Source organism: Lysinibacillus sp. YS11 (assembly GCF_002896375.1).
Classification (GTDB): domain Bacteria; phylum Bacillota; class Bacilli; order Bacillales_A; family Planococcaceae; genus Lysinibacillus; species Lysinibacillus capsici.
Genome location: NZ_CP026007.1, coordinates 1,684,044 through 1,708,233, shown reverse-complemented (window position 1 = coordinate 1,708,233; position 24,190 = coordinate 1,684,044). Strand labels below are relative to the sequence as shown.

The 24,190-nt window shown below is 38.6% G+C and carries 27 protein-coding genes and 1 pseudogene; 12 read left to right on the top strand and 16 right to left on the bottom strand.

Translation table 11 applies throughout. From position 1 onward, the window contains the following. The first annotated feature begins 65 nt into the window (after nucleotides 1–65). Entirely contained in the window at nucleotides 66–257 is a 192-nt protein-coding gene (locus LBYS11_RS08105; RefSeq protein WP_103117810.1) for a hypothetical protein, read from the top strand. Nucleotides 258–385: 128 nt separating this feature from the next. On the opposite strand, the gene rarD is transcribed toward LBYS11_RS08105, so the two are convergent. The 9 genes from rarD to LBYS11_RS08060 all read right to left on the bottom strand — a co-directional run bounded on the left by rarD (nucleotide 386) and on the right by LBYS11_RS08060 (nucleotide 7,423). Continuing rightward, complete coding sequence (gene rarD, locus LBYS11_RS08100; RefSeq protein WP_048390187.1) at nucleotides 386–1,294, bottom strand: EamA family transporter RarD; 909 nt, start codon at nucleotides 1,292–1,294, stop codon at nucleotides 386–388. A gap of 134 nt (nucleotides 1,295–1,428) precedes the next feature. Further along, nucleotides 1,429–1,965 (bottom strand): hypothetical protein, encoded by a 537-nt coding sequence (locus tag LBYS11_RS08095; protein ID WP_048390186.1) that lies wholly within the window; start codon nucleotides 1,963–1,965, stop codon nucleotides 1,429–1,431. Nucleotides 1,966–2,188: 223 nt separating this feature from the next. Beyond that, a complete protein-coding gene (locus tag LBYS11_RS08090; protein WP_048390185.1) occupies nucleotides 2,189–3,358 on the bottom strand; it encodes a toxic anion resistance protein in 1,170 nt (389 codons plus the stop codon). 66 nt (nucleotides 3,359–3,424) lie between these two features. Beyond that, entirely contained in the window at nucleotides 3,425–3,676 is a 252-nt protein-coding gene (locus LBYS11_RS08085; RefSeq protein ID WP_103117809.1) for a hypothetical protein, read from the bottom strand. Between the two features lie 139 nt (nucleotides 3,677–3,815). Continuing rightward, entirely contained in the window at nucleotides 3,816–5,036 is a 1,221-nt protein-coding gene (locus LBYS11_RS08080) for an ABC transporter permease (protein ID WP_233732565.1), read from the bottom strand. Between the two features lie 7 nt (nucleotides 5,037–5,043). Then, nucleotides 5,044–5,949: an ABC transporter ATP-binding protein gene (locus LBYS11_RS08075; RefSeq protein WP_103117808.1), complete on the bottom strand. Its 906-nt coding sequence runs from the start codon at nucleotides 5,947–5,949 to the stop codon at nucleotides 5,044–5,046. A 13-nt stretch (nucleotides 5,950–5,962) separates the two neighbouring features. Then, on the bottom strand, nucleotides 5,963–6,493 hold the full coding sequence (locus LBYS11_RS08070) for a DUF2812 domain-containing protein (protein WP_066037731.1): 531 nt from the start codon (nucleotides 6,491–6,493) through the stop codon (nucleotides 5,963–5,965). Between the two features lie 77 nt (nucleotides 6,494–6,570). Continuing rightward, nucleotides 6,571–7,107, bottom strand: a complete 537-nt coding sequence (locus LBYS11_RS08065; protein ID WP_103117807.1) for a DUF2812 domain-containing protein — start codon at nucleotides 7,105–7,107, stop codon at nucleotides 6,571–6,573. 1 nt (nucleotide 7,108) lies between these two features. Further along, nucleotides 7,109–7,423, bottom strand: coding sequence for a PadR family transcriptional regulator (locus LBYS11_RS08060; RefSeq protein ID WP_103117806.1), 315 nt, complete (start codon nucleotides 7,421–7,423; stop codon nucleotides 7,109–7,111). A gap of 153 nt (nucleotides 7,424–7,576) precedes the next feature. On the opposite strand from LBYS11_RS08060, the gene LBYS11_RS08055 reads away from it, so the two are divergent. Both LBYS11_RS08055 and LBYS11_RS08050 read left to right on the top strand, forming a co-directional pair. Further along, on the top strand, nucleotides 7,577–8,164 hold the full coding sequence (locus LBYS11_RS08055) for a TetR/AcrR family transcriptional regulator (protein WP_227744833.1): 588 nt from the start codon (nucleotides 7,577–7,579) through the stop codon (nucleotides 8,162–8,164). A 58-nt stretch (nucleotides 8,165–8,222) separates the two neighbouring features. Then, nucleotides 8,223–9,395, top strand: a complete 1,173-nt coding sequence (locus LBYS11_RS08050) for a YhgE/Pip domain-containing protein (RefSeq protein ID WP_103117805.1) — start codon at nucleotides 8,223–8,225, stop codon at nucleotides 9,393–9,395. 751 nt (nucleotides 9,396–10,146) lie between these two features. On the opposite strand, the gene LBYS11_RS08045 is transcribed toward LBYS11_RS08050, so the two are convergent. After that, nucleotides 10,147–10,728, bottom strand: coding sequence for a TetR/AcrR family transcriptional regulator (locus LBYS11_RS08045; protein ID WP_103117804.1), 582 nt, complete (start codon nucleotides 10,726–10,728; stop codon nucleotides 10,147–10,149). A 155-nt stretch (nucleotides 10,729–10,883) separates the two neighbouring features. Here LBYS11_RS08045 and LBYS11_RS08040 point away from each other — a divergent pair, with 155 nt between their 5' ends. Then, nucleotides 10,884–11,642, top strand: coding sequence for an SDR family oxidoreductase (locus LBYS11_RS08040; protein WP_048390161.1), 759 nt, complete (start codon nucleotides 10,884–10,886; stop codon nucleotides 11,640–11,642). A gap of 48 nt (nucleotides 11,643–11,690) precedes the next feature. Here the strand turns inward: LBYS11_RS08040 and brnQ are convergent, their stop codons facing one another. Both brnQ and LBYS11_RS08030 read right to left on the bottom strand, forming a co-directional pair. Beyond that, nucleotides 11,691–13,031 carry a branched-chain amino acid transport system II carrier protein gene (gene brnQ, locus LBYS11_RS08035; RefSeq protein WP_054550837.1) on the bottom strand — a complete coding sequence of 447 codons (1,341 nt, stop codon included), beginning with the start codon at nucleotides 13,029–13,031 and terminating at the stop codon, nucleotides 11,691–11,693. Between the two features lie 166 nt (nucleotides 13,032–13,197). Beyond that, nucleotides 13,198–13,950: an alpha/beta hydrolase gene (locus tag LBYS11_RS08030; protein WP_048390156.1), complete on the bottom strand. Its 753-nt coding sequence runs from the start codon at nucleotides 13,948–13,950 to the stop codon at nucleotides 13,198–13,200. Between the two features lie 284 nt (nucleotides 13,951–14,234). Here LBYS11_RS08030 and LBYS11_RS08025 point away from each other — a divergent pair, with 284 nt between their 5' ends. After that, on the top strand, nucleotides 14,235–15,116 hold the full coding sequence (locus tag LBYS11_RS08025) for a LysR family transcriptional regulator (RefSeq protein ID WP_048390154.1): 882 nt from the start codon (nucleotides 14,235–14,237) through the stop codon (nucleotides 15,114–15,116). A gap of 43 nt (nucleotides 15,117–15,159) precedes the next feature. On the opposite strand, the gene LBYS11_RS08020 is transcribed toward LBYS11_RS08025, so the two are convergent. Together LBYS11_RS08020 and LBYS11_RS08015 are read right to left on the bottom strand one after the other, a co-directional pair. After that, nucleotides 15,160–15,948 carry a DUF1835 domain-containing protein gene (locus LBYS11_RS08020; protein ID WP_054550835.1) on the bottom strand — a complete coding sequence of 263 codons (789 nt, stop codon included), beginning with the start codon at nucleotides 15,946–15,948 and terminating at the stop codon, nucleotides 15,160–15,162. A 12-nt stretch (nucleotides 15,949–15,960) separates the two neighbouring features. After that, complete coding sequence (locus LBYS11_RS08015) at nucleotides 15,961–16,584, bottom strand: LysE family translocator (RefSeq protein ID WP_048390149.1); 624 nt, start codon at nucleotides 16,582–16,584, stop codon at nucleotides 15,961–15,963. Between the two features lie 215 nt (nucleotides 16,585–16,799). Between LBYS11_RS08015 and LBYS11_RS08010 the strand changes: the two genes are divergently transcribed. From LBYS11_RS08010 to LBYS11_RS07985, 6 genes and pseudogenes are all read left to right on the top strand, one after another. Beyond that, nucleotides 16,800–17,183: a hypothetical protein gene (locus LBYS11_RS08010; RefSeq protein ID WP_004229554.1), complete on the top strand. Its 384-nt coding sequence runs from the start codon at nucleotides 16,800–16,802 to the stop codon at nucleotides 17,181–17,183. A gap of 390 nt (nucleotides 17,184–17,573) precedes the next feature. Further along, a complete protein-coding gene (gene proB, locus LBYS11_RS08005) occupies nucleotides 17,574–18,668 on the top strand; it encodes a glutamate 5-kinase (RefSeq protein WP_048390146.1) in 1,095 nt (364 codons plus the stop codon). Between the two features lie 13 nt (nucleotides 18,669–18,681). Then, on the top strand, nucleotides 18,682–19,932 hold the full coding sequence (locus LBYS11_RS08000; RefSeq protein WP_054550833.1) for a glutamate-5-semialdehyde dehydrogenase: 1,251 nt from the start codon (nucleotides 18,682–18,684) through the stop codon (nucleotides 19,930–19,932). Between the two features lie 39 nt (nucleotides 19,933–19,971). After that, nucleotides 19,972–20,855 (top strand): annotated as a pseudogene (locus tag LBYS11_RS07995) (DMT family transporter). Then, nucleotides 20,855–21,817 (top strand): carbohydrate kinase family protein, encoded by a 963-nt coding sequence (locus LBYS11_RS07990; protein ID WP_103117803.1) that lies wholly within the window; start codon nucleotides 20,855–20,857, stop codon nucleotides 21,815–21,817. Before LBYS11_RS07995 ends, LBYS11_RS07990 begins: the two are co-directional and overlap by 1 nt. Nucleotides 21,818–21,880: 63 nt before the next feature. After that, complete coding sequence (locus tag LBYS11_RS07985) at nucleotides 21,881–22,270, top strand: RDD family protein (RefSeq protein ID WP_048390139.1); 390 nt, start codon at nucleotides 21,881–21,883, stop codon at nucleotides 22,268–22,270. A 121-nt stretch (nucleotides 22,271–22,391) separates the two neighbouring features. Here LBYS11_RS07985 and LBYS11_RS07980 read toward each other — a convergent pair whose 3' ends face one another. Next, a complete protein-coding gene (locus LBYS11_RS07980) occupies nucleotides 22,392–23,075 on the bottom strand; it encodes a hypothetical protein (RefSeq protein WP_233732562.1) in 684 nt (227 codons plus the stop codon). Between the two features lie 94 nt (nucleotides 23,076–23,169). Continuing rightward, entirely contained in the window at nucleotides 23,170–23,601 is a 432-nt protein-coding gene (locus LBYS11_RS07975; protein ID WP_103117801.1) for a GNAT family N-acetyltransferase, read from the bottom strand. Nucleotides 23,602–23,726: 125 nt separating this feature from the next. On the opposite strand from LBYS11_RS07975, the gene LBYS11_RS07970 reads away from it, so the two are divergent. Next, nucleotides 23,727–24,179, top strand: a complete 453-nt coding sequence (locus tag LBYS11_RS07970; RefSeq protein ID WP_004229576.1) for a MarR family winged helix-turn-helix transcriptional regulator — start codon at nucleotides 23,727–23,729, stop codon at nucleotides 24,177–24,179. Nucleotides 24,180–24,190: the final 11 nt, after the last annotated feature.

Here is a 24,190-nt window from a genome sequence, read left to right as displayed (position 1 = left end):
TTCAAAAGGTTTTCTCCTATTTTGTCGAATCTATCAAAAAGACTCTATTTGGAGGGAGTACCCAAATGCAACAAAAGACTCCCCATTGCCTGTTTACCTTCATTTTCTTATTTATTTTTATAATCCCTACAGCCTCTGCCACATCAACTGTGAGTGGTGAAATAAACGCTAGGGGCTTTCATTATGCAGTCTTGCATTTAGCGCAATATAAAGCAGCGGTGAATGAGTTATTCATTGTTAGCCTCATCGATCTTTAAGATACGATTAAACAAAATAGAAGACAATCTAGCAGCCTAATCCGATAAGGAATAAAAAAGTTTTGTGTATTCCATAGCGAAGTGGTAAAAGTTACAAAAAAAGACCTGTAGAAAAATCTACAAGTCTTTTACGAAACTGATTTATGATGGGCTTTTCTTGTTTCTATAATTTTCGAACCAGAAAATAAAAGTAAAGCAGCCCAAATAATGCTGAATGCAAGGAGCTCAACCTGACTAAATGGCTCTTTGTACAGCACGATGCCTAAAATCAAGACAATCGTTGGCGATACATATTGGATAAACCCTAGTAAATATAAAGGAATATTTTGTGCCCCCTTCGCAAATAAAATAAGCGGGACGGCTGTTACTAAACCACTAAAGATCATCAAAATATCTGTTTTAACATCGACATGTAAAAACGAGGCTTGATGTGTAGCAAAAAGATAGACATAATAGCCTAATGCAAAGGGTAAAATCAATAACGTTTCAATGGCTAGGCCTCTTGTAGCATCCAGTGTAATTTTCTTTTTCAGCACACCATAAATAGCAAAAGATAGCGCAATCAATAAAGCTACCCAAGGTACTGAGCCGTAATTGATCGTTAAAATAATCACCGCAATAAAAGCAATTCCTGTTGCTACCCATTGTGCACGACTCAGCGATTCTTTAAAGAAAATCACCCCGAAAATTACAGACAATAGCGGATTAATATAATAACCTAAGCTCGTTTCAATGAGATGATTATGCGTCACTGCCCAAATATATAAATACCAGTTCATTGAAATGACAAAGGATGCACCCGCAAGCTGCCAGAAATGCTTTTGATGTGACCATAAATATTTTAAATCTGCTACGAGATCCTGACGCATTCGAAATACGAGTACTGCCAGCACCGTAAAGACAAAGGACCAAATGACACGGGATAATAAAATCTCCATACTTGGTACATGCTCAAGTAATTTCCAATATAGAGGGAATGCTCCCCAAAAGGCATAGGCAAAAAAGGCTGCCAAAACTCCTTTTTTCTCATTTGACATGATATTAACGCTCCTACTCTTACTGAAATCGGTTAACGATTTCCTATAATCTTAAACTAGTTAAAGAATAGACTCATTATAGGACTTTGAGTAGCTGCTGTAAATGCCAAATTTCTAGTTCCTTTTATAAGCTGTTAACCTTTTTGTTCCGACTCTAGCTCAGAAATATACTTGCGTACAGTACTATAGCTAATCTCTGGATTGATTTGGCGCTTGATGCGAATATGGATTTCTTTAATTCCAACCCCTTGCTCACGCATATCTCGAATCATCGACTTCAAGGGCCCCGTCAATGACTCTCTTGACATCGCTGTATATTTACTTAGTTCAATGAGAAGGTCTGTATTTTGTTGACGGAGCACCTTCATCTCCTCCACCACACAATTATATTCAGTGACCTTTTTCTGCAAGACCGTGTTTTGCTGCTTTAACTTTTGTAGATCCTCTGTTAGCTGTGCATTTTGTTTTTTTAGCATTTTTCGTTCTCGTTCTAAACCATTTTGCTTGTTATCTAAATCCTTATACATAGCATTATATAACTCTTCCATATGCAAAAGCTCTAGATAGCGACTTTGCGGTACAATCATTAAGCTATCTGTCGTGTATAGAGCAAGCGTTCCATCTTTAAACGGCTCATACGACAATGTAGAGGGATTTATTTTATTTGCCATTTATTTTTTCACTCCTCCACGAATAATTACATGTAATCGAATACCTTTGTGTAGCATCTTTCCGCTTCCTTTTCTATTTGATAATCATTCTCATTTAACATTATCATAATCACTATTTTGCTTTTTGTCAAAGATCATTTCCCTTGTGTGGAAGGAGCCTCTATCTGCCTACCCTTTCCATAAAAAAAGCCTCTTGCAACAATAGCTGCAAGAAGCTTTAGCCTTACATTTTTTTCAGTTTCTCATACTCCAATTGCAAACGCTCAATACGTTTACGACCTTCTTCACGGTTTCTTGCTGTTTCTGCTTGAATTTGCTTTGTTTCTTGAATACCAGCCATAATTGTTTGCCATGTTGTTTCAATGGTTTCGATTTTAATGCTTGGGCTACCAGCTTGACGAGCAATATTCACACTGTTCTTACTAATATTTTCTGCATTACGCACAAGCATTTCATTCGTACGGCGATCTAGTTCCACCATAGAATCAGAAATCAACTTTTGACGCTTTAATGTCACTGCGTGAATAAGCCCCTGCTTAAAGATCGGAATCGTTGTGACAAAGGCAGAATTAATCTTGGCAATTAGATGATTGTTCCCTTGCTGCATTAAGCGAATTTGTGGTGCTGATTGGAATGATACTTGTTGTGCCATTTCTAAATCATAGCGACGTTGCTCTAATAATTCCACAGCGCGAAGCATTGTTTCATATTCCATAGCTGCCAATTGATCACCACTTTGAGCCTTTTGTTCAAGTGCTGGTAAAGACGCACGAACCTCTTCTGTTTTCACTTCAATAGCTGCAACAAATTTACTTAATGATTGGAAGTAGTTTAAGTTTTGATCATACAAATTTTCAAGGTCAATGGTATTACGCTTCATTTCCCCTTCATATTTTTGGATTTCACGGTAAATGACATCCACTTCTTTATTCATGCTGTCATACTTAGATAAGAACCTTTCCAATTGCTCTTTTCCTTTGTTAAAGAGCTTGGAGATGAAACCGCCCTTTTTCTCTTCCGCAAAATCCTGTGGATCAAATTTATCCATAATTTTATTCAGGTTATTTAAAAGCACACTCGATTCTTCCAGCTTACTAGCTTTCATCGTTGCGAGCATTTTATCAGAAAAGGTTGAAATGCCACTTGCCGTTTCTTTACCGAGCTCTAGCATGGCAATTTGATCTTTGACATCAATTTTTTGTGCAAGTGTATGAACCTCTGGATCCTGCTTTAACATTAGCTGGTTTTGAGCGATTTGTGATAGTTCCTGCTCAGATACAAGTACTGGCTTTTGCTCAGCCGTTTGCTGTAAAAGTGGATTTGGCTGTAATAAAGGATTTTCTGAAGCGAATGGGTCCTTGGATTTTAAAAGATCATTGTTGAATTCAGACATATGTTTACCCCCTGCAATTTATCTCTACTAATTACTTACGATTACCATGTAAAAAAGTTTCATTTTCTATAGGATGAAAAAATACGAATCTGCTATACAATAGCCATTCTGGTGTACCTTATATTGCAAACTATATTGATTAGGGTGAGCATTATCAACAAAAATTTCCACTTCAGTGCAATAGTGAAGAATTTCTGCTATTTCTTTAGCGCACAGCTGTTGAAGCTTTTGAAAGAGCTGCGCTTTTTCTTCGATTGTTGCTAAACGCTGATTTGATGATCGGTCAAGAATTGCCTCCACCTCTGATTTAGCTAACATCATCTCATCCCCTTTTATAAATTATAGCTTCTTTCTAGCCAAAATTCGACTGATTCCGTAAATTCCTTTACATTGTTTGCTAACAATGGCACCATGACACCAAAAAAGCAGCTACATTATCCATGTAGCTGCCATTATGTTATGTTGTTACCTTTAATACCGTTTTAATTTTTTGAATGACGCCGCCAGAGCTATATGTCAATACACTACGTTTATAGAACGATAAACTGAATAGGTATACGACAACAATCGTTACGACTAAAATTCCTAAAGAAAGTAATGGTACAATGCCACCGATATCTGTAGCGCCAATACGCATTGGCATGATCATTCCAGAAGTTAGTGGGATATAAGAGAATATTTTAATGATAATTGTATCTGGATTCCCCATGCCTGTCAGCATAACATAGAAGCCAATAATCGTAATAATCATCGCAGGCATTAATACTTGACCCGCCTCTTCTACTTTCGATACTAAAGAGCCAAATAATGCACCGATAATAAGATAAAGGATAACTGTTAACAGTAGGAATACGATAGCATAGATGACATAGCCAACGGACAATTCCTTGACAATGCTAGCAGCTGCATCCCAAACCATTCCACCTTTGATAAACTTCGCATAGATAAGGAACACAATCGCAATAATACCCATCTGTGTTAAAGCGAGCAATAAAACTCCAGCAATTTTTGCTTTAAAATGTGTCCCAGGTTTGACACTAACTAACAGCATTTCCATTGCGCGTGAGCCTTTTTCAGAGGCTATTTCAGTCGTAATCATCGATAGGAAAGTAGAAATAAAGAAATAGATTAAAATCCCTACCGCATAGGAAACTACTAGCCCTGATTGCTTTTCTTCTTCACTTTTTCCACCTGTTGATGCCTCATTTAAGTTTTTCGTTGAAATTGTTGTTTGAGCTGCCATGATTTGTGCCGCTTGCTCAGGTGAAAGCGATAATTGTTGTACGGCATAGTGTTGTCCTGCATATTGTAATAAGGATGATAATGTAGATTGATCGTTTAATTTCAGTGGTGTAAACGTAGCAATTTCAGCATGTAATTGACCATTTTGGTCGTTAATCGTCACAATCGCATCCAGCTTGCCGTCCTTTACTCTTTTTTCAAGGGTCGATACATCTTGCTCATCTTGAATAAAATTCATATCTCCATTCGAGACAAAAATACCACTTAGATCAGCAGAGGTTTTATTAATAATCGCGATTTGCTGTGCTTCATCATCACCTGTGAATAATTCCTTAATTTCTGACCAGAAGACAGCCACTGACATGACAATTACATATAAACAAGTCATTAAGATAAAGGATTTTGATTTAATTTTAGCTTTATATAATTGCTTCATTAATAAACTAAACTTCGACAACATGGCCACCTACCTTATCTTTAAAGATTTCATCTAACGATAAATAATCTAAGCTGAATTTTTCAATATACTTCCCATTGGATAGCTGCTCAAAGATACCTTGAGCAAAGCTTTCGTCCACTAATGTAAGCACTGTTTGCTCCTTCTCTACACGCACATCCTTGACACCCTCAAGTGCCAATAATTGTGTTGTTGACCAATCCGTACGGACAGCAAGCTTTGTTTTACCATATTGTTTCTTTAAATCTAGTAAGCTTCCAGAAAATAAAGAAACACCTCGTTTTAATAAACACAAATGATCACAAAGCTCCTCGACATTGTCCATTTGGTGACTGGAGAACAAAATCGTCGTGCCTTGCTCTTTCAATAGTAAAATAGCATCCTTTAGTAAATCTTTATTGACGGGATCTAGCCCACTGAACGGCTCATCTAAAATTAAAAACGCAGGTTTATGGATAAAGCTTGCAATTAGCTGTACCTTTTGCTGATTCCCCTTTGACAGTGTTTCTGCCTTATCCTTGCGTTTTTCCTCCAGTTCAAAGCGTTGAATCCAAAAATCTATTTCCTTTTTCAGCTCTGCTCGTTTCATGCCACGTAGCTCACCAAAAAAGTAAAGCTGCTCCTCTACCTTCATTGATGGGAAAATACCACGCTCCTCTGGTAAATAACCAAGGACATCTCGGTTAATGGCATTAACTGGCTGCCCATCCCAAGTAATCGTCCCCGCTGTCGTCTCCTGTAAATCTAAAATCATTCGGAATGTCGTTGTTTTTCCTGCACCATTTTGACCAATTAGACCGAAAATTTCCCCTTTTTCAATGGTAAAATTTAAATCATCTACAGCTGTAAAATCCTTGTACTTCTTTGTGACCTGCTGTAACTGTAATGTCATGTTGTCTTCCTCCTTATCCTTCAAATATATGTAAGTCTTGTTTCAAGCCCTTTTTACGATTTTCATTTTTTACTATAGGAATGAATAGCAGTAAGGCGACAATCAAATTCATGCACCCCACACTTGTATTCATAGATCCTACAACGAATTCCCGTAAACCTAGCGATAGATTATAAATACCAATGATTAAATTTAACAGTAGTACGAATATAAAAATGCGATTCATGGATTTAATATAGTTTATTTTCGAGGAAGCATCTGAAAATATCTCAAAAGGGCCCTCCGATTTTGGTTTTCGATAATAGGCCCACCCACCAAACTTAGACACACACTCGATATGCATTTCGTCTAGAAACTCAAAATAATCCTTCGACTTTCTATTGATAAATTCATTTCGATAAATATATTGACCTGGTGTCCCTTTTTCAAAAACAAAGTAGCCTACTACTGTCTTTTTAAGATTCCACCCCCGATCTGCCATGTCATTGACCCATCGTTCTTCCTTTTCGTAATCAATAAAAAAACGATACATTCTTTTTTTCATTTTGCATCACTCCTACTATAAAATCATGCTTCCTTTTTCATTATTTTCTGATTTCCCGGAAAATAATAGACGCTTCGTTAATCCGAAAATACATTTAATTCTCTCTTTAATCGATTACGTATACGCATAAGCTTATAGAATGGGAGGGCAAATACTACAACAACCACAAGATTCAGCGTATTTAACGCAAAACCAACCCAGTCTGTTGTTTGCTCCGAAAAATCGCCAATTAAACCGATCAGTCCAATGAACAAATTAAGTAGAATAAGAGAAAGCAGGATCCTCATCTTTTTTGACAGGTTACCAATTTTCGTTTTTTTATCTGTATACAGCTCAAATGGACCTTCCTGTGCTGCTTTTCTAAAAAATACAAAATTTCCAGAGCGGTCTACTTGTTCAATGTCAGAGGATTTGAGAAATTCGAGAAATTCCTCTTCATAGTGCGTACCGAATCGCTCTAATTCATCATGGCGATAAATATAGCTGTTTGGTTCTCCACGCTCAAACGTAAAACGAATCCATGTAAATTTTTTTAAGTGCCAGCCCTGACTAGCCATGTCATTGACCCACTTCTCTATTGCATAGGGATTAATCATCAATCGATATTTATGCATATTATTCAACTCCTCTCGTTATACGGATACCATTGTCAAAAAGTTCCCTTAATCGTAAAATTTCATATTCCACCACTGTTTTTCCAATTTCAGTAATAATATATTCTTTCTTTCTGCCATCTCCATCAAGTGCCTCTATCCATCCTCGTTCCAACAATGTTTTAATCGCACCATATATGGTTCCGGCCCCTAAGCGCACTCTTCCATTGCTCATTTCTTCCACCAATTGCATAATGCCATAGCCATGCCTCGCCTCATATAATGCTAATAAAATATAATAAACGCCCTCTGTTAATGGCGGATGCTCCTGTGTCATACAAATCCTCCTTTATATCGTCTATCAATATATCGCCAGTCGATATATTCAAAATATATCAGCAGTCGATATAATTGTCAACGCTCATTCACAGTGTTGCAGATCCTCGTACACTATGCTAGGATGTAAGTAATTACTTGCATGGAAGGAAGTATGTTCTTGACAACGAAAGGAACTGCGCAACGAATTATCGAAGCTGCTCTACAATTGATTAGTGAAAAAGGCTATACAGCTGCAACTACCAAAACCATTGCAGAATTAGCAGGTGTCAATGAGGTCACTCTTTTTCGTCACTTTGGCAACAAACGTGGTTTATTAAAAGCCATTATTGAGCAATTTTCTTATTACCCTCTTCTACAGCAGGAGATCAATCAAAATGTAACGTGGGAATTAGAAAAGGATTTATTAAATTTCTCACTGAAGCATTTTCATTTTTTAATGTCGATTAAAGATTTTGTCATGATCGGCTTTAAGGAATCTATTCAATTTCCTGAAATTAGTGAGGAAATCGCCAATCTCCCGCTCCTCATAAAAAAGGAGCTCATTCACTATTTTCAAGAGATGCATCAACAAGGAAAAATAAGAGAAGTTGATTTTGAAGCAGCAGCGTTATCGCTTATAGCTTTGAATTTTGGTCATTTTATGTCACGTGCTCGACTTGGAACTATCGTGTCTGACTTACCAACTGAAGAACTTTTACAAACTAGTGTTGCTATTTTTTCTAGGGGACTCGTTTCCTAGAAAAAATTTTTCGAATCAATGCAAGTAAGTACTTACTTAATTTTAGGGGGAATAAAAAATGACAGGTTTACAAGCACTATTGCGAGTTCGTGAAACCTATATCGGCATTGTTGCAACCATTGCCTTCCAATTAATATTCTTTACAATTTGGATGACTGCCTATGATGGTGTCAATGAAAGAGCGGAACAGTTAAGCATTGGTATTGTTGTGGAAGATTCTGTAATGGGTCAACAGGTAGCACAGAACATCAAAGGCTCCATCCCCTTTGCAATGGAGGACTATTCTTCGATGAAGGAAGCTGAGCGCGCATTAAACGAACGACAAATTAATATGATTATGCAAATTCCATCCGATTTTACAAATAAAATTCAAGCAGGGAAAGAGGCTGAAATTATTTATGCGATTAATCAAGCCAATGCAAGTGTAGCGAAAAATATGATGGAGGGTGTAGCAAAGCAATTAACAGAAGAAATCAATCAAGCCCTCTATCCAATGCAACAAAATCAAGCGGTTGCAGTCTTTGCTCAACAATTTGCTCAGCTTCCTTTCGAGCAACACACTGCTCAACAAATTACCACTTCTGTCAAAACGACTGTAATGAATGTCAAAGACCATGCCGTCGATGGTACGATTGTAAAAACCAATGATGTAAAGGGATTTGCTGCAAACTTTGTCCCACTTATGGTCATCATCTCCTCCTTTGTGGGAGCGATGGTTATGATTATGCAACACCAACAAGCAGCACAGCTCGTTCAAGACAGCCTATCAAAATGGCAATTGTTTCTCGCACGACAGCTACTCAATGTGGGCGTAGCCTTTACATTGCCATTCATAACAATTGGTTTGATGCACCTTTTTAATATCAATAGTCAAGAAAGCCTGTTGTCGATTTATCTCTTCCAATCTGTAATGTATCTTGCTTTCCTTAGCTTGGCCCAAGTATTTGTAATTGCCTTTGGGAATATGGGGATGATATTTAATATTTGTGCTCTCTCACTCCAATTAGTAACATCAGGTGTACTTGTTCCAAAAACCATGCTATCTGAAGGATACAAACAGGTCGCTGCCATGCTACCTGCCTCGTATGGAGCAGATGGCTACTACACAATCATCTTTGGTGGTAGTTCTGATAATCTCCTGCAAAACAGTAGCTCATTGGCCATCATCATCTTTGTGACACTAGCCATCGCTACGTTGATCGTCACATTTAAGCCAGCTCCAGTCCGATGATTTAATAGAAAAGAGAAGGTCTACAAGTTGATGTAGACCTTCTCTTTGAGTGGTTATTCGCTACTCTTTCTCTTCTATCCTTCACTTTGAGCTGGCTATCCGCTACTTTTCCTATACTATCCTTCAAATCGGGCGTCCTATCCACTGCTTCTTACTCTATCCTTCAAATTGAGCGTTCTATCCGCTACTTTTTCTCTTCTATCCTTCAATTCGGGCGTCCTATCCAATGCTTCTTACTCTATCCTTCAAATTGAGCGTTCTATCCGCTACTTCTCTCTCTATCCTTCAAATTGGGCATTCTATCCGCCACTTTTTCTCTTCTATCCTTCAATTCTGGCATTCTATCCGTCACTTCTTACTCTATCCTTCAAATTGAGCGTTCTATCCGCTACTTTTCCTATACTATCCTTCAATTTTGGCGTCCTATCCGTCACTTCTCTCTCTATCCTTCAAATTGAGCGTTCTATCCGCCACTTTTTCTCTTCTATCCTTCAATTCTGGCGTCCTATCCACTGATTCTTACTCTATCCTTCAAATTGGGCATTCTATCCGCCACTTTTTCTCTTCTATCCTTCAATTCTGGCGTTCTATCCGTCACTTCTCTCTCTATCCTTCAAATTGAGCGTTCTATCCGCTACTTTTCCTATACTATCCTTCAATTTTGGCGTCCTATCCGTCACTTCTCTCTCTATCCTTAAAAGTGAGCGTTCTATCCGCTACTTTTTCTCTTCTATCCTTCAATTCAAGCGTTCTATCCCCCACTCCTCACATTCTTTAAAATAGCTGCTAGCTGTTGATTTAACATGGTCACGCTATCGCTGAAATCGCCGCGATACCATTGGATGATGAGTCCGATGATGGCGTTTGCTTGATAGGCACTATAATAGTCGATCGAGATATGATCCTCCATTTGATGTATGTGCTGTGTGGTAATATCGCGTTTTAGCAGGGAATAAATCCCATCAAATAGCATGTAATAGTAGGTCAGCGGGACATTTTTAGAAAAGACGATACGGTAAAACATTTTAAAGCGTTCAATATGATGAAAAATACGGATAGTATTGGGATCTAATTGATTTGTATCCAATGTCGTGACGGCACGATAGGGTTCTTTATAGGATTGATATAAATCCTCCATTATCTCCTGAAAATATTCTTCAAAGAGCCCCTCTTTTTGCTCGTAGTGTAAATAGAAGGTTCCTCTATTGACCTTTGCTTCTCTACAAATTTCAGCAATGGAGATTTGCTCCAATGGTTTTTGGCTAAGCAAGGTCAATAAAGCATCGTGGAGAGCTTGCTTCGTTTTAATAATCCGTAAATCCGTAGTGCGCAATTTTTTCAACTCCTTAATAAACAGATTGTCCAAATGTGTTGATTACTCAACACATCCCGTTTTTTTGCATATTGAAATCGCTTTCATCTTTATTATATGATTTTAATGAACAGATGTTCAATAAGTAAAGAAATTACTATGAGGAGGTCTTTGAGATGAGATTAGAAGGTAAAGTAGCCATTGTGACAGGTGCAGCTTCAGGTATGGGGAAAGCCATTGCAGAAGGATATGCAAAAGAAGGCGCTAAGGTTGCCGTTTCAGACTTAAATTTAGAGGGTGCCCAAGCGGTTGTGGAAGGTATTCAAGCTGCAGGAGGAACAGCATTTGCCATTCAAACCAATGTCGCATCAACAGAAGACTTACAACGCTTATTTGATGAAACAAAAACGAATTATGGTCAATTAGATATATTAGTCAACAATGCAGGTATTATGGATGGTATGGAGCCAGTTGGAGAAATTTCTGATGAACGATGGGAAAAAGTATTTGCAGTGAATACAACAGCTGTTATGCGCTCTATGCGTATGGCTACCGAAATTTTCCTTGCACAAGGTCATGGTGTCTTTGTCAATAATATTTCTGCAGGTGGCTTATATGGTGCACGGGCTGGGGCTGCTTATACAGCTTCAAAACATGCGGTAGTTGGTTTAACAAAAAATACAGCCTTTATGTATGCTGATAAAAATATTCGCTGTAATGGTATTGCTCCAGGAGCAGTGATGACCAATATCGCCTCTTCTATGACAAATATGAGCCAAACAGGTGCTGCACGACAAGCATTAGGACTATCCATCAATCCGCGGGCTGGTCAGCCAGAAGAAATCGCTCAATTAGCGATCTTCCTAGGCTCAGATGAGGCTAGCTTTGTGAATGGACAAGTTATTGCTGTTGATGGTGGCTGGACAGCTTACTAATCCATAAGGAAACACGCACAGAGACATTTTCTGTGCGTGTTTCTTTCATTATATAACTTTTCGAGACGGAATCATGCTTCCAATTACTGCCCCTATTAACGCTGGCAGTATCCATCCTAAGCCAATATCATAAAAAGGTAGCATCGCAGAATAGTATTTCTCTACTGCATCCAATATACCTAACTTCGCATCTGGCACACTTTCTACCAGAGCTTTATAGCCATCAATCAGGCTAATGAAAAATGTAAAAATCATCGCTATGGCATACACTGTTTGCTTATTCTTAAAGAAGGATGAGCTTAGAGCGAGCAAGATTAGGACGATTGCTAATGGATATAAGAACATTAAAACTGGAATAGCATATTTGATAATATTGTTTAAACCAAAATTCGCAATCGTAAAGGATACAGCACACAACAGAAACACAAACCATTTGTAACTAATTTTTGGAAATACCTCATGGAAAAACTCACTACAAGATGTAATTAAGCCGATACTTGTTTTTAAGCAAGCGAGAACGATGATGACCGCCAATAAAATAGCTCCAAATGAGCCGAAATAATGATCGGCCACTGCCGCAAAGATTAAACCACCATTATCAAAAGTCCCGACAGCATTAATACTGGAAGCGCCCATATATGTTATGAGACCATAAATCAGCGTCATTAAAGCCATCGCAAAAATACCTGATGTCCATGTAGCCTTGGCAATTTCCTTACGATCTGTAATCCCTGCACTTTTAATTGCATTAATGACAACAATCCCGAAGGCTAGTGAGGCAAGGGCGTCCATCGTATTATAGCCTTCTTTAAAGCCTGTCATAAAGGCGGCATCCATATATTCACCAATTGGCTGCTGGAAATGGCCCATTGGCTTCGTAATGCTTGTAATAATTAAAATAAATAAAACAACTAAAAATGCAGGCGTTAAATATTTACCGATATAATCCATTATTTTCGCTGGATTTAAAGAAAAATAGTAGACAATGGCAAAAAATATAAAGCTAAATACAGCAAGTAGCAGTGTTGCATGCTGTGCTTGAATATATGGCTCAAACCCTACTACAAAAGGTACAGTTGCTGTACGTGGGATGGCAAAGAATGGTCCGATTGTTAAGTACAGTGCCAATGAAAAAATAATACCAAATATAGGATGAACACGATTGGCTAGATCACGTAAACCATTACTACCTGATAAGCCAATTGCCAAAATTCCGAGGAATGGTAAGCCGATAGCAGTCACTAAAAATCCGATTAATCCAAACCAAAAATTAGTCCCAGCAAATTGACCCATTTGAATAGGAAAAATTAGGTTCCCTGCTCCAAAATACAGTCCAAATAACATGGTACCAATGACTGCGTAAGTTGAAAAAGGTATTTTTTGTTGCATAATTGATGTGCTCCTTAGAAGTTTTAGACTATAGCAAATTATTTTAATCGAATGATTTTTCACTACAATTTCATCATGTTATCAAGCATTTATTATAATTACAATAGTTTTTTCGTTTATCCAGTGAGATTCAACAAAAAAAGAGCTGTCTACTGACAGCCCCTTCTTAGTTTGCAACTGACCATTCAATATGATCTAAAAATTTATAAACATCTTCATACACTTTATCGCGTTCTTTGTCCAATGTAATAATGTGGCCAGAGTTTTCATACCAAATGATTTCTTTGTCGTCTGTTTCCACAGTATTTAAAATAAAAGGTGCGCTTTCTTGATATAGGTCATCATCTAGTGAGCCTTGTAACACAAGAGTTGGTGCTTTGATCGTTGATAATTCTTCACGCGTTTCTGTTGTTAAACGTGTTACGCCGTCCAATGAATCCTTCGGTGAAATACGTAATTCATGTAATTCTGAAATAATTTGATCTTTTGATTTATTTTCAAAGTGTTTATATAAACGAGCATAGTGGTACAAACGTGTAAATAAGCCTTTTGAATTATCACGTGTAATCGGTGCACACATCGCTACACATGCTTTTACTGGGAATGTCTCTGCGACCTTTAACGAAAAGACGCCTCCAAGTGAAATCCCAACAACAGCGATTTCTTCATAGCCTTTCTTTTGTAGGAAGTTATAACCTTCTACTACATCGTTCCACCAATCTTCTGGTTTTGTTTCTAATAATGCTTCTGGTTCTACGCCATGCCCACTATAAATTGGTGCATGCACAGTGTAACCTCGTTGAGATAAAAATTCTCCTAGCTTTTTCACATCTTTTGTGCTACCTGTGAATCCATGCAGTAATAGTACGGCTTTTTTGCCTCCCTCGATTGTTAGAGGTTGTGGCTTTGTTAACTTCATTTTATGATATCCCCTTCACGGAAATTAATAATTGTGTATTTTATGTGTCTATCTTATCACCCTTTATTCATAATGTACAATTTATAGTTTTTATCAAATCAATGTTTATTGTGCATGAATGATGTCAACTTAACGGCTGTACTATCACACTTTCTGCTACTTAACTTTTCCTTTCTGCTAAATAATTGCAACGTCCTTTTAAAAATTTTTTGTTACCTATACTTCCCGTCTGTTTCCCGTTATAATGCAGATAACTTAAAAATCACAAGAAAAGAGGTGAAAAAATGGAGTGGCAACAATTAGAATATTTTGTAACCGTTGCAAAGTTAGAGCATATGACACGGGCTGCCGAAGCATTAGCGATTTCACAGCCAGCACTTAGTCGTTCAATTTCAAAGCTGGAGGAAGAATTAGGTGTACCGCTTTTCGACAGACAAGGGCGCTCGATTATGCTAAACCGATATGGAGAGCTATTTTTATATCGTGTCCAGCGCATGCGTAAAGAATATGAAAAGGCTGTTTTAGAATTACAGGAGCTTAATAATCCAGAACTTGGAGATGTATCACTCGGTTTTTTACATACACTTGGAACGAGTATTGTACCCGACTTGATTCGTGCCTTCCGTCAAAAACATCCCCATATCCGTTTTCATTTCACACAAAACTACTCCCATTCACAGTTAAAACAATTACTGGCAGGTGAGTTAGACTTGTGCCTACTAGCCGCGATCGATACAGAGCCGCCAGTTTGTTGGAAGGAATTATGGCGAGATGAGCTCTTTATAATGGTCCCAATTGACCATCCATTAGCCCATCGTAAAAGCATCAAAATGAAAGAATTGGAGCATGAAAGTTTTGTCTTAATGAAAAAAGGCTATGCATTACGCCGCTCAGCTGATCGCTTATTAAATGCTGCGGGCATTAAGCCTAAAATTTCTTATGAAGGTGATGAAGTATCGACAATCGCTGGATTTGTTGGTGCGGGGCTTGGCGTTTCCTTACTACCCGATGATGAGGATTTAAACCCCAAAAAAATCGTTAAAATCCATGTTGAGGATATGGTATGTGAACGAATTATCGGCATGGCTTGGATAGAAAATCGTTATTTATCGCCATCTGCACGTCAGTTTAAACAATTTGTCTTTGATTTTTATGACAATAAATAATATAAAAAAGATCAAGGCTTTGGCAGCCCTGATCTTTTTTATGCTACAGTAATTTAACCTGATAGGAAAAAATGTCATTTGTATCGCCTTTCATTGCAAATACTCCCTGTTCGACGAGCGTCAGTAAGCGATACTCTACAAAATCATTTCCTACATAATGGACAAATGTTTCAAATGTCTGTGCCAAAATATGCGTAGGCATTAGCCACTCTTCATTTTGCTGTAAATGCAAATTTTTTGCACTGGCGATAATGTATGCATCCATTGCATCTTCCTCTACATGCAATAGTTCACTTTTCCATAACCGTAATGTACTTGGCTGTTCTTTGATGTTTTCCCATTCCTTAGCGAGTTGCTGACATTCTTGCACAGAGAATCGTTTTGCACTAGGGCGAAGCTTCATTAGCATTTCCGAGGAAAGCTCGCCTGTATGGCGAATGTCTAAATTGGGGTGAATACTCTTCAGATTCTCCGTTGCATCAATACCATACACCATACTGCATTTATGAATTAACTCACTCATCACATAGCGCAGTCCTATCTGTTCATGCGTATTGTGACTATACCAAATCCACACATCCACATCACAAGGTAAATTAGCGATTTTTTTCCTCCAGTTTTCATACATCTCATCATACAATTGCTGGTCATCATCATCTAAAATATGCGTGGCTAACCAAGTTTTACGTTCTTCAAAGTTTTGAAGAGGTCCAATCGAGAGATCATCATGGACACTTAGAACTGATTCACTTCGCTGCAAACGATGTTGACGAATTGCAAGTTTCATAGAACCCTGCGTTGCTAAGCTAAAGGTAATATGTAAAATAGCCATGTCCATTCCTCCCTACTGTTTGCTGATGGCAATCTGTATCCCGATAAATGTGAATAGAATACCTTGAACTGTATTTAGTCGTTTAGCAATCGCAGGTTTACCAATAATGACTTGTCTAACTTTCCCTGCAAATATACTAAACAATGAAAATAATACAAGCGCTTGTATTAAAAATACAATACCCAAAATAAGCATTTGAAACGCCACATGTCCTTGCGATGGATTAACAAACTGTGGTAACAGCGCTAGGAAAAATAACGATACTTTTGGATTTAAAATATTCATTAATATTCCTTTTTTATATAATTTAATATAGGCTTGCGTATTTTGCTGTTGCAACGTAAAAGGGTCTCCTTTAGCACGAAATGATTGCCAAGCTAAATATAATAAATACGCTGCTCCTGCAAATTTGACGATGGTAAAAATAATGGTCGATTGATAAATTATCGCAGAAATACCAAGTACTGCTGCACTAATATGAACAAGTAGCCCTGTACACAATCCAAGAGATGTGGCAATACCCGCTTTTTTATCTTGTGTAATACTTTGGGCAAGCACAAATAAATTATCGGGCCCTGGCATAATGGTTAAAATCATCGCAGCCCCTAAAAACGCAAATAACGTTGAGATGTCCAAAACTTTCCCTTCCTTCAACTTCTTTTAAAAAACTATATACATTATACTACATGACGTTGTTCTCACTAGATGTAAGTTTATGACTTTATCCAAAACTTTTTTTAAATTTTGGTTTCACAATTTATGCTCGCTCAAGCGATACTTTTCTTCCCTAATCCATTATAATAGTAGAAACTCATGATAAACCAGATAACTTCCATAAGAGGTGATTGATAATGGCAGTAAGTGATATTGTCACGCAATATGAGGATGAGCATGGACAGGTTTACTATAAAATGAAATCCCATGACATTGAGGTAAAGGCCACACAAAACGCAGGCTTAGCACCTGTCATCACGTATTGGATGGCTGACAAAGAGATTACAGATTCCATTCGAAATTTACGCTTCAGTCCACGTGCCCCATCTAGCTATATACAAGATTACGAAGAATTTCAAGCAATGCTTTATGCGAAAGAGCAACGGGCCATTAACCAGCTGTATGAACAAATGAGCATTAAACCCAAAAATATGTCTTCGGGGAAACAAGTCATTTGGAGTTTCTTTGTCATTGTACTGGCTATGCTTCCCCTTTTCATTGCGATTTGGTGGTTTAAATAATTGAATAAGCGACCTCTTTAGCGTTTTAGCGCATCCCTTTCTTAATTTATCAAAACTTTCAAGTAATTTATCCATTCAGCTTGACAGACTTATAGAAGTAGTGCATCCTTTAGTCAATAGATGAGAAAACGAACGAAGACCAGTAGTTAGCCACTGCTTGAAAAGAGAGCGATGCCCATCGGCTGAAAGGCATTGTACAAGAAAGACTAATGAAACCTACTTCGTGAAACGTCCTAGCCAAACTAGGCGCAGTCTCGAGCGTTATGAGAAAAGTGGAATGTCGCATGATATTCAATGTAGGTGGTACCACGGAAGGCAAGTCTTTTCGTCCTAATTTTTAGGATGAAAAGGCTTTTTTTATCTTGATTCAGCAATGATGGAGGTAGTGAGATGGAGAGAAAAAGAATTGTTGTTAAGATTGGTAGTAGCTCTTTAACGAATGTGAAGGGTGAAATCGATAAAGTTCGCTTAATGGACCATGTGCAGGCAATCGCCGAGTTGAAGAAATTGGGTCATGAAGTGTTGCTTGTCTCGTCAGGTGCTGTAGCGGCGGGTTTTAAACAACTAGGCTACCCTGCTCGCCCTGTGACAGTGAAAGGAAAGCAGGCAGCTGCTGCTGTAGGACAGAGCCTACTTATTCAAACGTACAGTGCCTTATTTAGTATTTACGATATCATGCCTGCACAGATATTATTGACACGAACAGATTTTTCTAAAAAAGAATGCTATAAAAATGCCTATGCGACTTTCGAGGAATTGTTAGAACGATCCATGCTACCGATTATTAATGAAAACGATACAGTGTCAATTAGTGAATTAACCTTTGGAGATAACGATATGCTTTCAGCACTCGTCAGTGGACTTGTCCACGCAGATCAGCTCATCATTTTAACAGATATCAATGGCCTTTATAATGCCAATCCCAATAAAAACCCTCAGGCAGAGCGCATTGATCGATTAGCAGCTATTACAGATGATCTACTAAGCTTTGCGGATGGTACAGGATCAAAGGTTGGCACAGGTGGCATGGCCTCCAAGCTTCTGGCTGCACGAACAGCGCTACGTGCAGGGGTGAAGGTATTTATCGGAACAGGTCATGGTGCACAGAAGCTCGTCGATATTTTAGCAGGACATGGTGATGGCACTTATGTGGAGCATGACGAGCTTGCTGTGTTAACAAATCATAAACAGTGGATTGCACTTACGGAAATTTCTGGTAAAATTTTTATAGATAGTGGTGCTGAACAGGCTTTAATGAATAATGGGAAAAGTCTATTACCTGCTGGCGTCTATCGTGTAGAAGGTGATTTTGTAAATGGTGATGTTGTTGAAGTCTATAGCGAGAAGGACTTACTAGGACGCGGCGAAGTACTGTACTCATCCCAAGAGCTTATCTCTGCCATGGGAAAACGGACTGATACATTGCTGAAAAGCCCTATTGAGGTAATTCACCGAGACAAATGGCTGAAAATTCAAACGAATTAAGGAGGAATGACAAATGACAAGTGAAATTCAAGAAAAAGGACAACGCGCAAAAGCCGCAAGCTACATGTTAAATATTAAAACAACCTGCGAGAAAAATGAGGCACTGAAAAAAATTGCAGAACAGCTATTAATCGATCAACCTGACATCATGGCTGAAAATGCAAAGGATTTGGCACAGGGTGAGCAGCAAGGTATTCCTGCGTCTACGTTAGATCGCATCATGCTCAATGAAGAACGGATTGCGGCAATGGCCGATGCCATTCATTTACTCATCTCCTTAAACGATCCAGTAGGTACAATTGTTGAACGCATTGAAAAAGACAATGGGCTGCGCATTGAAAAACGAATTGTGCCACTTGGTGTTATTGGTATGATCTATGAAGCTCGACCAAATGTCACGATCGATGCAGCAACACTTTCCCTAAAAACGGGCAATGCAGTTATTTTGCGTGGAAGCTCCTCTGCTAAGTTTTCTAATATGGCTCTTGTTGCAAGTATTCATCGCGCGCTTGCTAAAACATCCATCCCTACAGATGCTGTTCAATTAATTGAGGATACAAGCCGCGAAACAGCCAAAGAACTCTTCCATTTAAAAGAGTACTTAGATGTGCTCATTCCTCGCGGTGGCAAAGCCCTGATCGATTTAGTTGTCAATGAAGCGACTGTTCCTGTACTGGAAACAGGTGCAGGCAACTGTCACATTTACGTGGATGAAATGGCGGATTACATAAAAGCAGAAAAAATCTGTCTGAATGCTAAAACACAGCGTCCTTCTGTTTGTAATGCAGCAGAAAGCTTACTCATTCATCCTACTTGGTTTCAAGAACATGGCGTCCAGCTTTTAACGTCCCTTCATCATGCAGGTGTAGCCATCATCGGTGATGAGCAAGTATGTCAGCAATTTGCAGCTGCCCTTCCAGCTACGGCGGAAGATTATGCGACAGAGTTCCTTGATTTAAAAATAAGCGTTAAATTGGTGGAAAATGTCTATGAAGCGATTGAGCATATTCAATACTTTGGCACAAATCATTCTGAGGCCATCATTACAGAAGATCAATTAACCGCCGAGACGTTCTTAAACAATGTTGATGCAGCAGCAGTGTATCATAATGCCTCCACCCGCTTCACAGACGGCTTTGAATTTGGCTATGGTGCAGAAATCGGTATTAGTACACAAAAGCTACATGCCCGTGGACCAATGGGCTTGCCTGCATTAACATCAACAAAATATGTTATTCATGGCAACGGCCAAATTCGTGAATAGTTCTTATAGTTTCATAAAATAATAGAAGGAAGGTTTCGTATGAACATCTCAGCAATCATTAAACTAACAGTCTCCATGGCACTGTTTGGTTCCATCGGCTTTTTTACCGTTCACACTGGTGTTCCCGCTACAGAGCTTGTCTTTGTTAGATGCATTTGCGCAACCCTCTTTCTAGGTGGTATGTGGCTCATCACTGGTGGACATAAAACAGAGGTATGGGATAAGAAAGAAATTTTTCAAACGCTTATTTGCGGTGTCTTTATTGTGTTAAACTGGGTATTTTTATTTAAAGCCTTTGAGGAAATGTCCATTTCAATTGCCATTTCCATCTATAATTTAGCCCCCATATTTGTGTTAATTTTAGGCGCTATCTTTTTGAAGGAAAAAATGACCATTCAGGCACTTGTCGCAACAATCACTTGCTTTATCGGTAGTATTTTTATCATCGGTCTCAATAATTTTGTGTCGTTCTCAGAATTTATGCAATCTGGCTTTATCTGGGCATTACTGTCAGCAGTATTTTATGCCCTTACAATGCTAACAAGCAAAACCATCACGAAGCTTAGCTCGTATGCGTTAACCTATATTCAAACAACAGTTGGAATCGTGATACTACTGCCTTTTATCGACTTCTCGCTGTTTGATGGATTAACGTCAACCAATTGGTTTTATATACTCGGCACAGGCTTTATTCATACAGGATTTGTTTACTATTTATTTTTGATAGTATTCGTAGCCTGTCTACGATTCTTGTCTCTGTATTGGTTTTTGTCGACCCTGTTGTCGCCATTTTACTGGATATGCTATTGCTTGATTTTATGCCAAGCTTTACGCAAACGATGGGGATCCTTCTCATTTTCGCTGGTATTTTTTATACCATTTATGTTCCTAAGAAAAAGCGACTACCACAGGAGGTCTCATAATGGGCAAGCTCTTCACAATTGGAGAATTATTAGTTGACTTTACACCGACACAGCAGCACGGCTCCCTAGCCAACATTGAGCATTTTACTAAACATGCAGGAGGAGCACCTGCCAATGTAGCCGCTGTCTGTGCAAAGCTAGGACAGCAGGCGGCCCTTCTTACACAAGTCGGTCAGGATGCCTTTGGTGACTTCCTAATCAAAACGTTGCAGCAAGCAGGTGTAGATACACAGTTTATTCGTCAATCAACGGATGGTGAAACAAGTCTTGCCTTTGTTTCATTAAATGAACATGGCGAACGAGATTTTCAATTTTTTCGCCGACATGCTGCAGATCTCTTATACAAACAGGAATACCTCCCCTCGCAGCTATTAACAGCGCACGATATCGTTCACTTTTGCTCTGTTAATCTTGTAGAGAGTCCTATGAAACAAGCACATCTTGCCCTTATTGAACAGGCACATCAAGCAGGAAGCCTTATATCCTTCGATCCGAATGTGCGCCTTCCTTTATGGCAGGATAAGACGGCGTGTTGTGAAACCATTCTAGCCTTTTTACCAAAAGCCCATATTGTCAAGCTTTCAGAGGAAGAACTGTTGTTTTTAACAACTCTAGAAGATGAACAGGAAGCTGTTCAAACGTTATTCAAGGGATATGTAGAAGTTATTATCATTACACATGGTGCTGCTGGGGCTGCCTTATATACGAAAAAGCATCATATGAAGGCTCCTGCTAACAAGGTACAAACCGTTGATACAACTGGGGCTGGTGATGCTTTTATTGGCGCGATTTTAAGTCAATTTCTTCATCATCAACTAACAGTAGATCAAGTGGTAGCTCATTGTGAACAGTATGCAATGTCTCTGCTATCTTTTGCAAACGGATATGCGGGCATTTCAACAACAAAGCATGGGGCAATTCCATCCTATCCTGTACTTTCATTAGATATGAATCTAGGATAAATCGAAACTTTTTGTCCTTATTGTTCGTATGTACTAGTGACAGGTCATTAAAGGAGGGCTTATATGGAATCGATGACAAAAAAACGCACAGCTGCATTTTTAATCGATACAGCTGTTTCAACAGCTGTCACGTTTGGGGTTGAATACTTCCTACGAAAAAAAGTAAAAAATGAGGCTGTTCATGCACTCGTTACGCCAACCGTGGTATTGTGGGCGCTAGAATATGCACAACTCCGTAAAAACGGACAAACGATTGGCTACAAAGCAATGGGATTGACACTCGAAAATGAAGATGGTCGTCCATTATCAGAATGTCAAATTATTAAACGCATGGCTTATCGAGACACTATCAGTACGTTCGATTATCTAAAAGATCGCCAAGCCTTCGAGCAGCAGCATGGTCAACGTCTTCCTCATGATAGCTTTGCAGGTACGGTTGTAAAGAAAAAATAAAGGAAAGCTGCCTTATCGTTTGGGCAGCTTTCTTTAATTGGAGCATTTTGCTAAAGTGTTAATCTTCCTGATCGCCTAACCATTACAGAAAGTAGCATGGAATTCTCTTTAGAGAAGTATGCTAATCTTTGGAAATAAACTGCTGTATATCATTCGATAAAATCGCGTTTTCTGACGGAAACCAAAAATAAGTAGTACCATCAAATTGTATGCCATATTGAAAAGCAATGGCATCGTCTGTATAAAGGAGTACATCATAACGGTTCGTATCCCCGTTTGGCTCAAAGGATGGGGCTGGTTTACTATTGACTAAAATTGCCTTTATATCTGCCATGTCAGACTGGTTTGTATAGCTAGCCGTTTTCCGATTGCCTTCTTCCGTAGATGAGTAGAATTCTATTTTCTTCACTTCTTCTAATGGAACCTGATCAAAATTCCGTCGCGGCGGAGCTTCAGCTCTTATCATATAAATTCGATAGCCATTAATAACCGACTGATCCTCTACCGCAATGGCATCGTCAAGACCCTTTATCGCATAAAGCTTTGTTCCCTTCTCATGGAATGCTGCATCGCCATCCTTAAAGCGATAGGAAGTTCTTTTGATATGATCTGCCACTTTAAAATCAACTTCCCCTATTTCCTTATCAATGAATGAACGATCGGCTAACGCTACTTCATATACAGCTTCATATTGCTTACCATCCCATTTGATTAAATCAACCCATTCGATGATGACTTGACTACCGCAAGCAGTCAGTAACAACAAACACATGAAACAAAGGCATATCCATTTCTTCAACAACATCCCCCCTTTCAGCAGTAGACCCAAGCAACGATTAAAAAGTTACAAAGTATGACGCTAAGTCTGGCATGTTCTATAATCGTGTGAATTTCGTCTGTTACCAGTATTTTTTCATTAAAATATGGGGGATGCCACAATCCATAAATTCTTCACCTTCACGCTGATAGCCTAATTTTTCATAAAAGCCTTCTGCATAGGACTGAGCATTTAATTTTGCTTTTGTTAGCCCTTTATCTCGAGCAATTTGCTCTAGGCCCACAATAACTTCCTTACCAAGGCCATATTTGCGGTATTCTTCTAATATACAAATACGCTCCAATTTGCCATAGTCCTCTAAAACTCGAAGTCTCCCTGTTCCAACAGGTTGCTCATTGTAATACACCAAAATATGATCGCATGGAGCATCCAGTGCATCAAATTCATCATATTCTTCTTCCTCAGGGACTTGCTGCTCTTCAATAAAAACGCTTCGTCTAAAATCAAACGCTGTTTGTAATTCTGCTTCAGTTGTCACTTTTTTTATAGTCATTACTATTCCTCCTAGTTTCTCCTGCCTTATCATCTTCTCTAGGTGCAATTTCACTTTGAAGATGATAGTATTAGTATAGAATGATTTTTATTGCAATTACAACAAAAATCTCAGGAGGATCGAACATGAAAGAAATCTTACGTGAAATAGGTGCCATAGCACGGGCATTAGACTCGATAAGCAATATTGAATTCAAGGAATTGGATTTGACAAAGGGGCAATATTTATATGTCATCCGTATTTGTGAACATCCAGGTATTATTCAAGAGAAAGTCGCAGAGCTATTGAAGGTAGACCGTACAACGGCTTCACGAGCTATTCAAAAATTGGAGACCAAAGGCTTTATTGAAAAACGAATTGAACAAGGTAATAAGAAAAATAAATTACTTTTTCCTACAGCTAAAAGCATGGACATCTACCCTTTTTTAAAACGGGAGGGCGAATATTCCAATGCTCGTGCGCTTGAGGGGTTTTCTAATGAGGAGATTAACTGCATTCACAGTCTTCTAACACGTGTGTTGCATAACATCGAAATTGACTGGGAAGAGGTGAAGAAAGGGCATAAACGACAGTATTAAAGGCGATTCCT